This is a genomic window from Microbacterium sp. sgz311019, assembly GCF_056135325.1.
On sequence record NZ_JBWAXO010000003.1, the window covers coordinates 156,707 to 173,571 of the forward strand.

Sequence of the window (16,865 nt, forward strand, 5' to 3'; positions counted from 1 at the left end):
ACGCCACACGATACGCGCCGGGCGCCGGATCCCTCGGACGGATAACACTCCGGTGACGGACCGTTGTCCTTGCCGGGGGTCCAGGAGTAGGTTCTCCGTGACCGGTCACGTAGACCGCCATCACAGCAACGACGAAGGAGTCGCGAATGCCTCAATCCTTGTCTCACGTCACGCTCAACCGACGTCAGCTGTTCGCCGGCGCCGGGGCGGGCGCGCTTGCCCTGACGCTCGCCTCCTGCACGGGCGGGTCGGCGCCCAGCTCCACGGGCACCGGGTCGCTCACGTTCGGCTCGAACGCCTCGGATCCCGTGCCCAAGAAGGCGTACGCCGACTTCGTCGCCGCCTTCGAGAAGAAGTCCGGCGACAAGGTCACCGTCAACACGAGCGACCACAACTCGTTCCAGGAGAAGATCAACAACTACCTGCAGGGCAGCCCGGATGACGCCTTCACATGGTTCGCCGGCTACCGCATGCGGTACTTCGCCAAGAACGACCTGCTGGGCGACGTCTCCGACGTCTGGAAGACGGTCGGCGGCAACTACAGCGACGCCATGAAGACCGCCTCGACCGGCGACGACGGCAAGCAGTACTTCGTGCCGAACTACAACTACCCGTGGGGCTACTTCTACCGGAAGTCGCTGTGGCAGGAGAAGGGCTACGCGGTGCCCACCAAGTGGGACGACCTGGTCACGCTCGCCAAGAAGATGCAGGCCGACGGGATCGTCCCTGTCCAGTTCGCCGACAAGGACGGCTGGCCGGCCATGGGCACGTTCGACTACATCAACATGCGGCTGAACGGATACCAGTTCCACCTCGACCTCTGTGCGCACAAGGAGTCCTGGAACCAGGACAAGGTGAAGAAGGTCTTCGACACCTGGAACGAGATCCGGCCCTATCAGGACCCCGCCGCCCTGGGTCTCACGTGGCAGGACGCCGCCCAGAAGGTGGCGAACAAGCAGGCCGGCATGTACCTGCTCGGCTCGTTCGTGATGCAGCAGTTCACCGACCCGGCGGTGGCCGCCGACATCGGCTTCTTCGAGTTCCCCGAGATCGCCATGGAGGGCCAGACGGCGCTGGAGGCCCCCATCGACGGCCTGTGCCTGTCGAAGAAGGGCGCCGACTCGCAGGCGGCGAAGGACATGCTCGCGTTCATGGGGACCGGCGCGGGGCAGCTCGCGTACTGGAAGTCAGACCCCTCGAACATCATGACCGCGAAGGATGCCGACACGTCGTCGTACAGCGACTTCACGAAGATGCTCGGGCAGGTCATCGCGAAGGCCGGCCACATCAGCCAGTTCTTCGACCGTGATGCGCTGCCGGCCATGGCGAGCAACGTGATGATCCCCGCGCTGCAGAACTTCACGAAGTCCGGAACGATCGACCTCGCCAACATGGAGTCGCAGGCGAAGCAGCTCTACTCGCAGCAGTGAGAAGGATCCGACGATGACCGCGATTCGCACGGACACGGTCGCCGCGTCGCACGTGCCGGAGGCCGCCGAGCCTCCGGCACGGCGCCGCCGCCTGCGCCAGCTCTCCCGGGGCGACAAGGTCGTGCTGGCGATCATGATCGCCATCCCGACTCTCATCCAGGCGCTCCTCATCTGGATCCCGACCGTCGCCTCCGTCTTCCTCTCGTTCACGAAGTGGAACGGCCTCTCGATCACCAACCTCCGCTTCGCGGGCCTCGACAACTATCTCTACATCCTCAAGGACTACCCCCCTTTCTGGCCGGCGGTCCTGCACAACGTGATCTGGCTGGTGTTCCTCGCTGTGATCGCGACGCCGCTCGGGCTCCTGCTCGCGGTGCTCCTCGACAGGCCGCTGCGGGGCACCCGCATCTACCAGTCCTTCTTCTTCGTGCCCGTCATGCTGTCGCTCGCCCTCATCGGCGTGATCTGGCAGCTGTTCTACTCGCAGGACAACGGTCTGCTGAACCACCTGCTCGGCACGTCCGGCACCTCGCACGCCGTGGACTGGTTCGGCGATTCCCGCGTGAACCTGTGGGCGGCCCTGATCGCCGCGACCTGGCGTCACGCGGGCTACATCATGATCCTGTACCTGGCGGGTCTGAAGGGCGTCGACCCGTCGCTGCGCGAGGCTGCCGCCCTCGACGGCGCGAACGGGGCTCAGACCTTCTTCCGGGTCGTCTTCCCCGTCATGCGGCCCACGAACATCATCGTCGTCGTGATCACGATCATCGAGGCCCTGCGTGCCTTCGACATCGTGTGGATCATCAACGGCGGCACCAACGGGCTCGAGCTCCTCTCCGCCCTCGTGGTGCGCAACCTCGTGGGTGAGGGCCAGGTCATCGGCATCGGGTCGGCTCTCGCCGTCGTGCTGCTGGTGATCTCGCTCGTGCCGATCGTGTTCTACCTCGTCCGCACCTTCGGAAAGGAGGCCGCCGAATGACCGCGGCTCCCGACGCCCTGACGACCAGCGCCATCGTCACCGGGCAGGACAAGCGCGAGGCCGCTCCGCGCCATGGCCCCCGCCGTGCGCGCTTCTGGACGTACATCTTCCTCATCGTCATGGCGCTCATCTGGCTCCTGCCCCTCGCATGGAGCCTCTTCACCTCGCTGCGGCCCTACGCCGACACGGCCAAGTACGGCTACTTCTCCTTCGGCGGCACGTTCAACGTGCAGAATTACATCGACGCCTGGACCCAGGGCGGGTTCTCGACCTACTTCCTGAACTCGGTCATCTACGTGGTTCCGACCGTCATCCTGACGCTGTTCCTCGCGTCGATGATGGCGTACGCCGTCAGCCGCTACTCGTGGACCTTCAGCCTGACGCTCCTCATCATGTTCACGGCCGGGAACCTCCTGCCCCCGCAGGTGCTCGCGACGCCGCTGTTCGAGGCGTTCCGCCTGCTGAAGCTCCCCTACTGGTTCAGCGACTCGGGCACCCTGCTGAACACCTACATCAGCGTGATCGCGGTGAACACCGCGTTCCAGATCGGGTTCTGCACCTTCGTGCTCGCCAACTTCATGAAGGCCCTGCCGACCGAACTGTCCGAGGCGGCGAAGGTCGACGGCGCCGGCGTCTGGCGCCACTACTGGTCGATCGTGCTGCCGCTCAGCCGGCCCGCGCTCGCGGCTCTGGCCACCCTCGAGGTCATCTTCATCTACAACGACTTCTTCTGGCCGCTGCTGTTCATCCAGAGCGGCAACCGGCTGCCGGTCACCACCGCCATCAACAACCTCAAGGGCGAGTGGCTGACGAACTACAACCTGCTGGCGGCGGGCGCCATGATCACGGTCATCCCGACCCTGATCATCTACCTGCTGCTGCAACGGCACTTCATCGCCGGTCTCACACTCGGAGCAAGCAAGGGATGAGGGACGCCATGCCCGCACGACAGATCTATCTGGAGGGCGGGGACACCGGCATCCTGCTCGATGTCAGCGACGGCGACGTCGTCGTCGTCCATTGGGGATCGGCGCTGCCCGCGCCCGTGCCCGACGCGAGCCTGCTCGTGCCCGCGGTGCCGCACTCGATGTTCGACGTCCCGGTGCGCCCGTCGCTCGTGCCGCAGGCGTCGCGGGGGTGGCGCGGGCGCCCCGGAATCCGCGGGACCCGCGACGACGGCAGCTCGTTCTCGCCCCTCCTCGTCGTCGAGGGGGTGGATGCCGACACCCGCCGCGCCGTCGTCCGCCTGTCCGGCGACGGCCTCGCGCTGGAGCTGACGCTCGACATCGACGAGCACGGCATCCTCCAGGCCGACGCGGAGCTGACGAACACGGGCGAGGACGTCTATCGTCTCGAGGCGCTCGAGATCGCCCTGCCCGTGCCCGACCGCGCCGCCGAGATCCTCGACTACGCCGGGCGCTGGGCCAAGGAGAAGCAGGAGCAGCGGCACGCCGTGCGGTTCGGCACATGGACCCGCGAAGCGCGGCACGGCCGCACCGGCCACGACGCCACAGGGCTGCTCGCCGTCGGCACGAGCGGGTTCGGCTACGGTCGGGGCGAGGTGTGGGGCGTCCACCTGGGTTGGAGCGGAGACCACGAGCACCGCGTCGAGCGGACCGGCTCGGGCACCACGGTCCTCGCCGCCGGGGAGCTGCTCCACGCGGGTGAGATCGTGCTGTCCCCCGGTGAGAGCCACCGCACCCCGACGCTGTACGCGGCGCACTCGACCGCCGGTCTGGACGGCGTCAGCGCGCGCTTCCACCGTCATCTGCGGGCCCGCCCCGGTCACCCGCGCAGCGCGCGGCCGGTCGTGCTGAACACGTGGGAGGCCGTCTACTTCCGGCATGACCTCGACGAACTGTCGGAGCTGGCCGACGCGGCGGCCGAGCTCGGCGTCGAGCGGTTCGTGCTCGACGACGGCTGGTTCCTCGGAAGGCGACGCGATACGCGTGGTCTCGGCGACTGGGTCGTGGATCCCGAGGTGTGGCCCGAGGGGCTCGGGCCGCTCATCGAGCGGGTCGAGGCGCACGGCATGCGCTTCGGTCTGTGGGTCGAGCCGGAGATGGTCAATGAGGACTCCGACGTCGTGCGCGAGCATCCCGACTGGGTCTCGGGACCCGCCGGGCGCCGGTCTGCGGAGTGGCGGACGCAGCAGGTCCTCGATCTCGTGAACCCCGAGGCGTTCGCGTACGTCCTCGCTCGCCTGGACGACCTTCTCACGGAGTACCCCGGCATCGAGTTCCTCAAGTGGGATCAGAACCGCGACCAGACCGAGCTCGGATCGGGAGGCCGCTCGAGCACCCACGCGCAGACGCTCGCCGCGTACCGGCTCTTCGATCAGCTGCGTGCGCGGCACCCCGACATCGAGATCGAATCGTGCTCCTCCGGGGGTGCGCGCGTCGACCTGGGCATCCTCCAGCGCACCGACCGCGTTTGGGCATCCGACACCAACGACGCACTGGAGCGGCAGTACATCCAGCGCGGCACGCACGTCCTGCTGCCTCCGGAGCTCGTCGGCTCGCACGTCGGGCCGCCGACCGCGCACACCACCGGCCGCACGCACGACCTGTCCTTCCGCGCGATCACGGCGCTCATCGGCCACTTCGGCATCGAGTGGGACGTGCGCACGGCCTCCGAAGCCGACCTTTCCGAGCTGGCAGACGCGATCACGTTCTACAAGGAGCACCGCGAGCTCCTGCACTCGGGGCGCCTCGTGCACGCCGACGACCTCGATCCGTCGACGAGTGTCACCGGGGTCGTCGCCGACGACCGGTCGAACGCCGTGTTCGTGTGGGCCGTGCTGGCTGCGACGCCGGCCGAGCTGCCGCCGCCGATCACCTTCCCGGGCCTTGACCGCGAGCGCGTGTACCGGGTGCGGCTCGGGCTGCACGTGGACCGCCACGCCGCACAGGACCGTCGGCATCCGAGCTGGTTCCCCGATCCCGTCGAGCTCACGGGAGCAGCGCTCGCCGATATCGGGCTGCCGATGCCGGCGCTGCGGCCGGAACACGCGATCGTGCTCGAGGCGACGGCGATCGCATGACGGCTCCCGACGTCGTGCCGCAGGGCACGTGCGCGCCACGTGCGCGATTCGAGACGGATGCGCGCGCCCTGACCCTCGACGGCGAGTGGGCCGTGCGATGGTCGGACTCCCCCGCCACGGCCCCTGAGGACCTCGCCGATGCCGGCCTCGACATCGCCTCGTGGGAGCGCATCCCGGTGCCCTCGAGCTGGCCGATGCACGGACACGGCGCTCCGCTCTACGCCAACAAGCGCTTCCCCTTCCCTGTCGAGCCCCCGCACGTGCCCGACGACAACCGCATCGGCGATCACGCCGTGCGCTTCGACTGGGCTCCGGGCGGTCGCACCCTCCTTCGGCTCGACGGCGTCGATGCCGCAGGGACGGTCGTGCTCAACGGCATCCTGGTCGGCACGACCCGCGGCAGCCGCCTCGTCCACGAGTTCGACATCACGGATGCCGTCCGCCCCGGGTCGAACCTGCTCGTCATCCGCGTCGCGCGATGGGCCGCCACGAGCTACCTCGAGGACCAGGACATGTGGTGGCTCCCCGGGATCTTCCGCTCGGTCACCGTGCTCGACCGGCCCGCCGGCGGCATCCGCGACGTGCGCGTCGAGGCCGAGTGGACCGACGGCAGGGGGATGCTGCGCGTGGAGGTGGATGCCGAGGACGACGATGCGGGGTCCGTCCGCGTTCGCGTGCCCGAGCTCGGCCTCGACCTCGCCGCCGGCGAGACGGCGTCGATCGCCGCGGAGCCCTGGTCGGCGGAGTCGCCGCGGCTCTACGACCTCGAGGTGGTCTCCCGCGCGGAGACCGCACGCCTGCGCATCGGCTTCCGCACCATCCGCATCGACGGCGTCCGTCTGCTCGTGAACGAGCGGCCGCTGCTGCTGCGGGGCGTCAACCGGCACGAGCACCACCCCGACCTCGGCCGCGTCGTGCCGCGCGAGGTCGTCGAGCATGAGCTGCGACTCATGAAGCAGCACAACATCAACGCCATCCGCACCTCGCACTACCCACCGCATCCCGATTTCCCGGCGCTCGCCGACGAGCTCGGATTCTGGGTCGTCCTCGAGTGCGACTTCGAGACGCACGGCTTCGAGTACGTCGGCTGGCAGGGCAACCCGACCGACGATCCCGCCTACGAGGCGGCGCTGCGCGACCGCATGGCGCGCACGGTCGAGCGCGACCGCAACCACGCGAGCGTCATCATGTGGTCCCTCGGCAATGAGTCGTACGCGGGGTGCAACGTCGCCGCCATGGCCGACGAGGCGCGCCGGCGGGATGCCTCGCGCCCGCTGCACTACGAGGGAGACCGGTCGTCGGCGCACGTCGACGTCTACTCCCGCATGTACGCGCACCCCGAGGAGGTCGCCCTCATCGCCCGTGGCGTGGAGGAGCCCCTCGACGTCCCGGCCCTGGATGCGCGCCGCCGCGGCATGCCGTTCGTCCTGTGCGAGTACGCACACGCGATGGGCAACGGCCCGGGCGGACTCCGCGAGTACCAGGACCTCTTCGAGTCGAGCGACCGCCTGATCGGCGGCTTCATCTGGGAGTGGCTGGAGCACGGGATCCGCCGGCACACGGCCGACGGGCGCGAGTTCTACGCCTACGGCGGCGACTTCGGCGAGCACGTGCACGACGGCAACTTCGTCGCCGACGGACTTGTGGATGCGGCTCGCCGGCCGCGACCGGGTCTCGCCGACGTCGCGAAGGTCTTCGCGCCCATCCGCCTCATCGTCGGCGAAGACAGCGTCGCCGTCGAGAACCGCCACGACGTCGTCGACCTCGCGCACCTGCGGGGGGTGTGGTCCGCCGGCGACGTGGACGGCACCTTCGATCTTCCCGACCTCGGGCCCGGGGAGTCGGCGACGATCCCCCTGCCACCCGACGCGCGGGGTGCCGGGCTCCTGACGGTCGCGGCCGTGCTCGGGGCCGACACGAGCTGGGCGCCCGCCGGGCACGAGGTCGCGTGGGCGCAGCGTGGGGCACCCGTCGCACCGTCGGCGCCGGCGGCCTCGGCCGCACCGGAGCGCACGGGGCGCAGCATCCGTCTCGGCCCCGCGACGATCGACGCCATCTCGGGTCGCCTCGCCCTCGGCGGACTCGACCTCGCCGGCCCGGAACTCGTGCTGTGGCGCGCGCCGACCGACAACGACCTCGGCGCCGCGCACGCAGCGCCCTCCACCGGCCGTGAGCTGGACCCTCCCGAGGCGGCGGAGTGGGAGGCCGCCGAGCTCCCGCGGCTCACCGCCCGCGTGCTCGGTGTCGACGTCGAGCCGAAGGCGGTCATCGTGCGCTCGCGGGTGGCCCCCGCCGTCTTCGGCTGGGGTGCGCTCCTCGAGCTCCGCTACGAGTCGGACGGGGATTCGGTCGGCGTGCGGGTGCGCGTCGACCCGGACGGCGCGTGGCCGTGCACCTGGGCGCGCGTCGGGCTCCGCATCCATCTGCCGTTCGCCCCGACGGCGCGCTGGATCGGCCTCGGCCCCGGCCAGGCGTACCCCGACACGGGCCTCGGCCAGCGCCTCGGCACGTGGGAGGCGACGCTCGCGCAGCTGCGCACCGACTACGTGCGGCCGCAGGAGAGCGGATCGCGCGCGCGGGTCACGGAGCTGGAGATGACGGATGCCGCCGGCTCCGGCCTGCGGATCACCGGCGACGGCTTCGCCTTCACGGCGAACCCGTGGACGGATGCCGAGCTGGCCGCGGCGCCGCATCCGTTCGAGCTGCCGCCGGCGCCCGCCGGCTGCTGGCTGACGATCGACATCGCGCGACACGGCGTCGGGACCGGGGCATGCGGGCCGGGCGTCCTGCCTCCGTACCGGCTGGAGCCGACGCCGGTCGAGGCTCGGATCGCCCTGCGACCGCTGCCCTGAGCACCTCGACTACCATCGGCTGGTGACCCTCGTCCTGGCCGGAATCGCCGCGTTCATCGCGGCCGTCATCCAGCGCATCACGGGACTCGGATTCGTCCTCGTGCTCGTCGGCCCGATCGTGCTGCTCTACGGGCCCGTCGAGGGCGTCACCATCGCCGTGCTCCTCGCGTTCGTGGCATCGCTCAGCGCCGTCCCGCTGGTGTGGCGCCACGTCGATCGGCGGCGCACCTGGTGGCTGATCTGGCCGGGCCTGCTCGCAGCCCCGCTGGGCGCGCTCTTCGTCAGGGTGCTGCCGGATGCCGCGCTCCTCCTGCTCATCGCGGCGATGGCGTTCTTCGCCCTGGTCGCGGGACGCATCCGCGCCCTCTCCGGCTCGCTGACCGGTCGCACCGGCGCGGTCGTCGCCGGGGCCGCCGGCGGCTTCATGAACGTGGCCAGCGGCCTCTCCGGGCCGCCACTGGCCGCGTACGCCGTCGGCGACCGCTGGGCCCAGCGCAGCTTCGCGGCGAGCGCGCAGGTCATCTTCGTCGTGTTCGACGTGGCCTCGGTCGCCCTCCGCGGCCTGCCCGCCGCGCCTGCCCAGGACGTGTGGATGCTCGTCGCCGTGACGATCGCCGGCATCGCGATCGGGTCGATCCTCGTCCGCAACGTATCGCCACGGATCGCCCGCATCGCGATGCTCGTGCTGGCCTGGGCGGGCGCGTCCGTCGTGCTCATCCGCGGCATCCTCGCGCTCGTCGCCTGACGTCGTTCGGTCTGCTCGACTCCACGGATCGGACCTGGTCGAGGCGCCTTGCCGCATCCGCACGCTGGATCGCGTCGGATCCGTGGAGTTCCGCAGGCGTTCTCCTCCCGCGAGGTGGAGAGCCGGCTGCTTTGCACACTGTGAACGCACCAGGGCGATCGGACTCGGCCCACCGTCTTCGCTGGACGGATGCCGACCGATGACATCCGCGCCCAGGGCGAACGCCGTCCTGTCCGCCACCTTCCTCAGTTCCCGCCAGCTGGCGGAGATGGGCCTTTCCCGCCACCGCGTGGCCTCCCAGGTCGCGGCGGGGACGCCGTCGCGGGTGCGGAAAGGCCGCTACATCACGCCGGGCACCCACCCGTCCCTGGCCGACGCGGCGCGATACGGAGGTCGACTGGATTGCGTCTCGCTTCTGGCCTTGCTCGGCGTGTTCGTCCGCGACGGCTCCCCCTCCCACGTGCAGTTCACGCCTGGCACGACGCGCCTGCCGGTGCGACCCCGCGAGGTCATCGCGCATTGGCGGTACGTGGATGCTGAGCCTGAAGCCCTAGGTCGACCTCATCGGGGCGCTGGTGCAGGCGTGCCGATGTCAGTCGCCGCGGGACGCCATCGCGACACTCGACAGCGCGTGGCATCACGGATTCGTCGACGAGTCGGATATCGCCGAGATCTCCTCGCGCACCGCGCGTCCCGTCTGCCGAACTCCACGGATCCTGTCCGCAGCCGGCGCGCGCGCCCCGTGTGCGGTGCGTGGGCCGAGGATCCGTGGAGGTCTGCAGACCGGAGCAGGAGCTCAGACGTCGAAGCCGTCGGTGATGAGGTCGATGAGCTCCTCGCGCTCCTCCACCGGGAGGAAGGCGCCGGCCGCGGCGTTCAGCTGGAAGACCTCGAGGTCGTCCAGGTCGTATTCGAAGGTCTCGACCAGCAGGGCGAGCTCGCGGGTCAGCGAGGTGCGGCTCATCGTGCGGTTGTCGACGTTCACGGTCACCGAGAACCCGAGCTGGTACAGCAGGTCGAACGGGTGATCGGCGAGTTCGGTCCCCCAGCGCTCGATGGCGCCGGTCTGAAGGTTCGACGAGGGCGAGAGCTCGAGCGGGATCTCGCGGTCGCGCACCCACCGCGCCAGGTCGCCGAACTGGACGAGCACCTCGTCGCCGGCACGCGAGATGACATCCAGGTCCTCGGCGATCCGCACGCCGTGCCCGAGGCGCAGGGCGCGACCGTCGATGAGGGCGGAGCGGATCGAGTCCAGTCCGGCTGCCTCGCCGGCGTGGATCGTCACGGGGAAGAACTCGGAGGCGAGGTACTCGAACGCCGGGCGGTGGCGCGACGGGGGGAAGCCGTCCTCGGGCCCGGCGATGTCGAAGCCGACAGCTCCGCGGCTGCGGAACGCCACCGCCAGCTCGGCGACCTCGAGGGAGCGATCGAGGTGCCGCATCGCGGAGACGAGCTGCCCGACACGGATGTCGTGGCCGCGGGACTCCGCGGCATCCTCCCCCTCCTCGATGCCCTGCTGGACTGCCTCGACGGCCTCCTCGAGACTGAGCCCGCCGCTCAGGTGCTGCTCGGGAGCCCAGCGCACCTCACCGTAGATCACGCCGTCGGCTGCGAGGTCCTCGACGAACTCGCGCGCGACGCGGGTGAGCGACTCGGAGGTCTGCATGACAGCCGTCGTCAGGTCGAAGGTCTTGAGGTACTCGACGAGCGACCCGGAGTCGCTGCGCTCCGCGAACCAATCGGCAAGGGCGCCCGCGTCGGACTCGGGCACCTCGACGCCCGCCTCGTCGGCGAGCTCGAGGATCGTCTGCGGCCGCAGCGCGCCGTCGAGATGATCGTGCAGCGAGACCTTGGGCAGGCCGCGCAGCGAGACGCCGTCGACGAGCGCGTCGCCGTTCTGATCGATGGGCATGTGGTTCCTCCGGGAGTCGGGAGTCAGGCGGTGATGCGTTCGCGGACGAGCGAGCGGTGAGTGGATGCGGAGTCCGCCCCCGGCTCCCCGACCTCCCACGCGTTCTCGAGCGCCTCGAGGGCACGAGGGAAGCGCGCGGCGTCGTCTGCGAGCAGTGTCAGCACCGGCTGCCCGGCGACCACGGTGTCGCCCGGCTTGACGTGCAGGTCGATGCCCGCGGCGTGCACAACGGGATCCTGGGCGCGGGCGCGTCCCGCCCCGAGGCGCCATGCGGCGACGCCGAACGGCAGCGCGTCCATGCGTGTCACGACGCCCGACGCGGGTGCCGTCACGACATGGGTCTCGCGCGCCTCGGGCAGCGCCGCATCCGGATCGCCGCCCTGTGCCGCGATCATCGAGCGCCACACATCCATCGCCCGGCCGTCGTGCAGGGCCGCCTCGACATCCGCATCCGGCTGACCGGCGAGTGCGAGCATCTCGCGGGCGAGCGCGACGGTGAGCTCCACGACATCTGCGGGCCCGCCGCCGGCGAGCACCTCCACCGACTCGCGCACCTCGTTCGCGTTGCCGATCGTGAGCCCCAGCGGGGTGTTCATGTCGGTGAGGAGCGCGGTCGTCGCGACGCCCGAATCCGTGCCCAGCTCGACCATGGTGCGAGCGAGCTCGCGGGCGCGGTCGATGTCCTGCATGAACGCACCCGACCCGAATTTCACGTCCAGCACGAGCGCGCCCGTGCCCTCGGCGATCTTCTTGGACATGATGCTCGAGGCGATGAGCGGGATGGCCTCGACCGTGCCGGTGACGTCGCGCAGCGCGTAGAGCTTCTTGTCCGCCGGCGCGAGTCCCGATCCTGCCGCGCAGATGACCGGGCCGAGATCGCGGAGCTGGTCGAACATCTCCTCGTTGGTGAGCGCCGCGCGCCAGCCCGGGATCGACTCGAGCTTGTCGAGCGTGCCGCCCGTGTGGCCGAGTCCGCGGCCGGACAGCTGCGGCACGGCGACGCCGAAGCAGGCCACGAGGGGTGCGAGGGGCAGCGTGATCTTGTCGCCGACGCCGCCGGTCGAGTGCTTGTCCGCGGTCGGCTTGCCGAGGGACGCGAAGCTCATCCGCTCTCCCGACGCGATCATGGCGTCGGTCATGACGCGGATCTCGTCGCGGCTCATCCCCCGGAGGAACACCGCCATCGCGAAGGCGGCCATCTGCGGATCGGTCACGTAGCCGCGGGTGTAGGCATCCACCATCCAGCGCAGTGCGCCCTCCGGGACCGCGCCGCCATCGCGCTTCGTGCGGATGACGTCGACGGCGTCGAAGGCCTCCACACTCATCGGGCTGCGTCCTCGAGGTCGCGCGGGCCGAACGCGTCGGGCAGCACCTCGTCGATGGTGCGGATGCCGGACACCGTCTCGAGCAGCATTCCGGGCAGCGCGTGCTCGAAGAGGAGCTGCCGGCAGCGTCCGCACGGCATGAGCGTCCGGCCGTCGCCGTCCACGCACACGAACGCGACCAGCTGGCCCCCGCCGCTCATGTGCAGCTCGGAGACGAGCCCGCACTCCGCGCACAGCGTGACGCCGTAGGAGGCGTTCTCGACGTTGCAACCGGCGACGATCCGGCCATCCGACACGAGTGCGGCCGCGCCCACCTTGAACCGCGAGTACGGGGCATACGCCCTGTGCATCGCATCCGTCGCCGCCGCGCGCAGCTCATCCCAATCGATATCGGTCACGTCACCCCTTGATGTACGGCTTGCCGTCCGCGGCAGGTGCGCGGATCTGCCCCGCGAACCCGACGACCGCGAGGATCGTCACGACGTACGGCAGCATCAGCATGAACTCGCTCGGAATCGGCGTCCCGAGCACGTTGAGCAGGTTCTGCAGGTTCGACGCGAAGCCGAACAGCAGCGCGGCGAGGGTCGCCCGGATCGGGTCCCACCGGCCGAAGATGACCGCGGCGAGGGCGATGAAGCCGAGACCTGCCGTCATGTCCTTGGTGAAGTTCGGCACCGAGACGAGGGTGAAGTAGGCGCCGCCGATGCCGGCGATCGCGCCCGCGAGCAGCAGGTTCCAGAACCGCGTCGGGTTCACCTTGATGCCGACGGTGTCAGCGGCCTGCGGGTGCTCGCCGACGGCGCGCAGGCGCAGGCCCCACCGCGTGCGGTACAGCGCCCAGGCCACGACCGCCACCGTGACGTACATGAGGTACACGAGGAACGTCTGGGCGAACAGCACCGGCCCGATGACCGGGATCTGCGACAGCAGCGGGATGGGGACCGGCTTGAACGGCACCGGGCTGTTCAGCGCGGCGGCGTTGGGCGCGACCACCGCGGTGTAGAGGAAGCCGGTGAGGCCCGACACCAGCACGTTGAGCACGACGCCGACGATGACCTGCTCGACGATGTACCTGATCGCGAACACTGCCAGCACGGCTGCGACGAGGACGCCGCCGATCATGGCGCCGACCAGACCCACGAACGGGTTCTTCGTGATGCTGCCGAGGATGGTGGCCGTGAACGCGCCGAGGAGGAACTGACCCTCGATCGCGACGTTGACGACGCCGGCCCGCTCGCCGATCACACCTCCGAGGGCGCCGAAGATGAGCGGAATGGCGAGCGACAGCGAACCGCCGAGCAGGCCGACGACCGGAACGGCGGCGCTCGAGCCCGCTCCCGACCATGTCAGGAACGCGAACATCGCCAGCAGCGAGTAGACGATCGACAGCCACATCGGCGTCGGCCGGTACCGGATCGCCAGGATCAGCGACCAGACGCCGAGCAGCGCCGCGAGGGTCCACGAGATCCAGATCGCCGGCTGCGCGGGCACCGAGATCGAGCCGAGCTTCACCACCGCTCCGCCCTCCGAGAGGCGGTAGACGGTGTCGCCGTGGGCCGGGGCCAGGACGAACAGCAGACCGAGCAGCGCCACGAGCACCAGCAGGGTGATCGGCACCTTGAGCTTGCGGACCTGGACGACGGCGAGCTGGATCGTGCCGTCCGGCGCGGTCTGCGCCTCTGCAATGGTCATGCCGCCGCCTCCTTCCGAGCCGCCTTCTTCGTGGACTTGCGAACGGCCTTCGCCGTCTTCTCGGCCTCCGACTTCGGGAGGAAGAAGATCGCGCGGATGAGCGGCGGGGCCGCGATGAACAGCACGATCAGCGACTGGACCACCAGCACGATGTCGACCGGGATGCCCTGGAGCGCCTGCATCGTGAACGAGCCCGCCTTCAGGGCGCCGAACAGGAGGCCGGCGAACAGCGTCCCCCAGGCCCGGCTGCGGCCGAGGAGCGCCACGGTGATGGCGTCGAAGCCGATGCCCGCGTGGATGCCAGCATCGAACCCGCTCGTGATGGTGCTCTGGATCTGGATCATGCCCGCGAGACCCGCGAGGCCACCCGCGAACAGCATCGCGTAGACGAACATCCGCGGCACGCTGATGCCCGCCGCACGGGCCGCGCTCGGATTCTCGCCGACGGCCCGCATGCGGAAGCCGAGGCTCGAGCGCTCGATGAGCCACCACACGAACAGGGTCGCGACGAGCACCACCGGGAACGCCCACGTCAGCTGCGGGTACTGCGGGCCGAACAGCGCAGGGAAGACGGCGTTCTGCGGCGTCGGCGAGGAGATCGGCTGGTTGGTGCCGGGCTTCTGCAGCATGCCCGGCGTGCGCACCATCCACGACACGAGATAGAAGGCGATGTAGTTGAGCATGATCGTGAGAATCACCTCGTGGGCGCCTGTGCGCGCCTTGAGGACCCCCACGATGCCACCCCAGAGCGCACCGCCGATGATGCCGACGATCAGTGTGATCGGCAGCTGCAGGATCATGGGCAGGCCGAAGTTGAACGTCAGCAGCGCGGATGCCGCGCAGGCGATCAGCATCTGCCCCTGGGCGCCGATGTTGAACAGGCCCACGCGGAAGGCCAGCGCGACGCCGAGGGCGGCCGCCGTGAGCGGTGCGGCGAAGCCGAGCGTGCTCGTGAGCGGCAGGATCGCCTGCTGGAACGACGTCGCACTGAAGTTGATGATCGACCCCTGGAACAGCGCCGAATACGCGCCCCAGACGGCGTTCCAGATCGCGACCAGCGTGTCGCCCGGTCGCGCGAAGAAGTAGCCCGCCGCCTTCTGCACGCCGGGGTCCGTGATCGCGATCAGGATGCCGCCGACGAGCATCGCCAGAACGATGGCGAGGATCGTCGTGACGACGCTGCCGCGCATGATGTCGCGGATGATCAGGTTCTGGCGCGGGGGCGGCTCGATCGTCTGCGCGGTGCCCGACGGGGTGTCCGCGGTCGTGGCGGTCGTGGCCACCGCCCCCGGGGACGCTTCGAGGGCGACGTCGCCCTCTGAGGCGGCGCCGGGTTGGGACTTCGGGTCGGAGATGCTGTCGCTCATGCCGCCGACTCCTCGGGCTGCTCGCCGGCCATCATCAGGCCGAGCACACTACGAGGCGTGTTGCCCGGCACGATCCCGACGATACCCCCGCGGTACATCACCGCGATGCGATCGGCGAGCGCCGCGACCTCGTCCAGCTCGGTCGAGACGACGAGCACCGGGATGCCAGCATCCCGCGTCTCGATGATGCGCTTGTGGATGAATTCGATGGAGCCGACATCGACGCCGCGGGTGGGCTGGGACGCCAGCAGCAGCTTCAGGTCGCGGCTGAGCTCCCGTGCGATGACGACCTTCTGCTGGTTGCCGCCGGACAGGGCGCCGGCGGCAACCAGCGGCCCCTGTGTGCGGATGTCGAACTCGGCGATCCGCGCCTTCGCGAAATCCGCGAGCAGGCCGCGGTTGATCGTCCCGGCGGAGCTGAACGCCTTGTCGCTGGAGCGGTCGAGAACGAGGTTCTCCGCGACGGAGAATGCCCCGACCAGCCCGTCCTCGTTGCGGTCCTCGGGCACGAAGCCGACGCCGGCATCGAGCACACCGCGTACGCTGCGCCCGACGAGCGAGGTGCCGTCGAGGGTGATGGCTCCGGTGACGCCGGAGTGCAGTCCCATGATCGCCTCGGTGAGCTCGGTCTGGCCGTTGCCCTGCACGCCGGCGACGGCGAGGATCTCGCCGGGGCGGACGTCGAACGAGATGCCGTCGACGAGCACCGTGCCGTTGGGCGAGATGACGCGCAGATCGCGCACCTCCAGACCGCCGGTCGGCTTCACCCGCGGCGCATCCTTGTGCACCGTGAGTTCGACCGCGCGGCCGACCATCATGGAGGCCAGTTCGGTGTTGGAGGCCGTCGGGCTCGCCTCGCCCACGACCTTGCCGAGGCGGATGACGGTGATGCGGTCCGCGACCTCGCGCACCTCGCGCAGCTTGTGCGTGATGAACACGATCGACGTGCCCTCGTCGCGCAGCTGGCGCATGATCGTCATCAGCTCGTCGGTCTCCTGCGGCGTGAGGACCGCGGTGGGCTCATCGAAGACCAGGATCTTGGCATCCCGTGAGAGGGCCTTGATGATCTCGACGCGCTGCTGCACGCCGACGGGCAGGTCGCCGACGGTGGCGTCGGGATCGACTTCGAAGCCGAAGCGCTGGGCGACGTTGCGGACGTGCGCGCGCGCCGCGGCGAGGTCGAGCGAGCCGAGCGCCCTCGTCTGCTCGTGACCGAGCATGACGTTCTCGGCGACCGTGAAGACCGGGACCAGCATGAAGTGCTGGTGCACCATGCCGATGCCGGCGCTCATGGCATCGCCCGGACCGCGGAAGTGGTGCGCGACGCCGTCGAGGACGATCTCGCCCTCCTCCGGCTGGTAGAGGCCGTAGAGGACGTTCATGAGGGTGGATTTGCCCGCGCCGTTCTCGCCCAGGAGGGCGTGGATCTCACCCGGCTCGACGGTCACATCGATGTGATCGTTCGCCGTGAAAGACCCGAAGCGCTTCGTGATTCCACGCAGCTCGAGCTTCATGTTCTG

Annotated in this window: 12 protein-coding genes; 6 read left to right on the plus strand and 6 right to left on the minus strand. The window is 69.8% G+C overall.

Going from position 1 to position 16,865, the window contains the following annotated elements:
- Nucleotides 1–146 precede the first annotated feature (146 nt).
- The 6 genes from AC0NZN_RS06220 to AC0NZN_RS06245 are packed head-to-tail and all read left to right on the plus strand — an operon-like array spanning nt 147 to nt 9,049.
- Nucleotides 147–1,430: an ABC transporter substrate-binding protein gene (locus AC0NZN_RS06220; protein ID WP_474591410.1), complete on the plus strand. Its 1,284-nt coding sequence runs from the start codon at nt 147–149 to the stop codon at nt 1,428–1,430.
- A gap of 13 nt (nt 1,431–1,443) precedes the next feature.
- Nucleotides 1,444–2,409: a carbohydrate ABC transporter permease gene (locus AC0NZN_RS06225; RefSeq protein ID WP_474591411.1), complete on the plus strand. Its 966-nt coding sequence runs from the start codon at nt 1,444–1,446 to the stop codon at nt 2,407–2,409.
- Nucleotides 2,406–3,338: a carbohydrate ABC transporter permease gene (locus AC0NZN_RS06230; RefSeq protein WP_474591412.1), complete on the plus strand. Its 933-nt coding sequence runs from the start codon at nt 2,406–2,408 to the stop codon at nt 3,336–3,338. The genes AC0NZN_RS06225 and AC0NZN_RS06230 overlap by 4 nt, the downstream gene beginning before the upstream one ends.
- A gap of 8 nt (nt 3,339–3,346) precedes the next feature.
- Nucleotides 3,347–5,452: an alpha-galactosidase gene (locus AC0NZN_RS06235; RefSeq protein WP_474591413.1), complete on the plus strand. Its 2,106-nt coding sequence runs from the start codon at nt 3,347–3,349 to the stop codon at nt 5,450–5,452.
- A complete protein-coding gene (locus AC0NZN_RS06240) occupies nt 5,449–8,304 on the plus strand; it encodes a glycoside hydrolase family 2 TIM barrel-domain containing protein (RefSeq protein WP_474591414.1) in 2,856 nt (951 codons plus the stop codon). The genes AC0NZN_RS06235 and AC0NZN_RS06240 overlap by 4 nt, the downstream gene beginning before the upstream one ends.
- Nucleotides 8,305–8,326: 22 nt before the next feature.
- Nucleotides 8,327–9,049 (plus strand): TSUP family transporter, encoded by a 723-nt coding sequence (locus tag AC0NZN_RS06245; protein ID WP_474591415.1) that lies wholly within the window; start codon nt 8,327–8,329, stop codon nt 9,047–9,049.
- Nucleotides 9,050–9,845: 796 nt separating this feature from the next.
- Here the strand turns inward: AC0NZN_RS06245 and AC0NZN_RS06250 are convergent.
- The 6 genes from AC0NZN_RS06250 to AC0NZN_RS06275 are packed head-to-tail and all read right to left on the minus strand — an operon-like array spanning nt 9,846 to nt 16,859.
- Nucleotides 9,846–10,961 (minus strand): adenosine deaminase, encoded by a 1,116-nt coding sequence (locus tag AC0NZN_RS06250; RefSeq protein ID WP_474591416.1) that lies wholly within the window; start codon nt 10,959–10,961, stop codon nt 9,846–9,848.
- 23 nt (nt 10,962–10,984) lie between these two features.
- Complete coding sequence (locus AC0NZN_RS06255; protein WP_474591417.1) at nt 10,985–12,286, minus strand: thymidine phosphorylase; 1,302 nt, start codon at nt 12,284–12,286, stop codon at nt 10,985–10,987.
- On the minus strand, nt 12,283–12,684 hold the full coding sequence (locus tag AC0NZN_RS06260; protein ID WP_474591418.1) for a cytidine deaminase: 402 nt from the start codon (nt 12,682–12,684) through the stop codon (nt 12,283–12,285). The genes AC0NZN_RS06255 and AC0NZN_RS06260 overlap by 4 nt, the downstream gene beginning before the upstream one ends.
- Nucleotide 12,685: 1 nt before the next feature.
- Complete coding sequence (locus tag AC0NZN_RS06265) at nt 12,686–13,978, minus strand: ABC transporter permease (protein ID WP_474591419.1); 1,293 nt, start codon at nt 13,976–13,978, stop codon at nt 12,686–12,688.
- The gene (locus AC0NZN_RS06270) at nt 13,975–15,345 is read right to left on the minus strand and encodes an ABC transporter permease (RefSeq protein ID WP_474591420.1); all 1,371 of its coding nucleotides are present in this window, start codon (nt 15,343–15,345) and stop codon (nt 13,975–13,977) included. Before AC0NZN_RS06270 ends, AC0NZN_RS06265 begins: the two co-directional genes overlap by 4 nt.
- Nucleotides 15,342–16,859 carry an ABC transporter ATP-binding protein gene (locus AC0NZN_RS06275; RefSeq protein WP_474591421.1) on the minus strand — a complete coding sequence of 506 codons (1,518 nt, stop codon included), beginning with the start codon at nt 16,857–16,859 and terminating at the stop codon, nt 15,342–15,344. The genes AC0NZN_RS06270 and AC0NZN_RS06275 overlap by 4 nt, the downstream gene beginning before the upstream one ends.
- Between the last annotated feature and the right edge of the window lie 6 nt (nt 16,860–16,865).

Bases quoted from the DNA above. Each gene is read 5' to 3' on its own strand.
- AC0NZN_RS06250 (WP_474591416.1), bottom strand. From the start codon at position 10,961: ATGCCCATCGATCAGAACGGCGACGCGCTCGTCGACGGCGTCTCGCTG.
- AC0NZN_RS06225 (WP_474591411.1), top strand. From the start codon at position 1,444: ATGACCGCGATTCGCACGGACACGGTCGCCGCGTCGCACGTGCCGGAG.
- AC0NZN_RS06220 (WP_474591410.1), top strand. From the start codon at position 147: ATGCCTCAATCCTTGTCTCACGTCACGCTCAACCGACGTCAGCTGTTC.
- AC0NZN_RS06265 (WP_474591419.1), bottom strand. From the start codon at position 13,978: ATGACCATTGCAGAGGCGCAGACCGCGCCGGACGGCACGATCCAGCTC.
- AC0NZN_RS06240 (WP_474591414.1), top strand. From the start codon at position 5,449: ATGACGGCTCCCGACGTCGTGCCGCAGGGCACGTGCGCGCCACGTGCG.
- AC0NZN_RS06235 (WP_474591413.1), top strand. From the start codon at position 3,347: ATGCCCGCACGACAGATCTATCTGGAGGGCGGGGACACCGGCATCCTG.
- AC0NZN_RS06275 (WP_474591421.1), bottom strand. From the start codon at position 16,859: ATGAAGCTCGAGCTGCGTGGAATCACGAAGCGCTTCGGGTCTTTCACG.
- AC0NZN_RS06270 (WP_474591420.1), bottom strand. From the start codon at position 15,345: ATGAGCGACAGCATCTCCGACCCGAAGTCCCAACCCGGCGCCGCCTCA.
- AC0NZN_RS06255 (WP_474591417.1), bottom strand. From the start codon at position 12,286: ATGAGTGTGGAGGCCTTCGACGCCGTCGACGTCATCCGCACGAAGCGC.
- AC0NZN_RS06230 (WP_474591412.1), top strand. From the start codon at position 2,406: ATGACCGCGGCTCCCGACGCCCTGACGACCAGCGCCATCGTCACCGGG.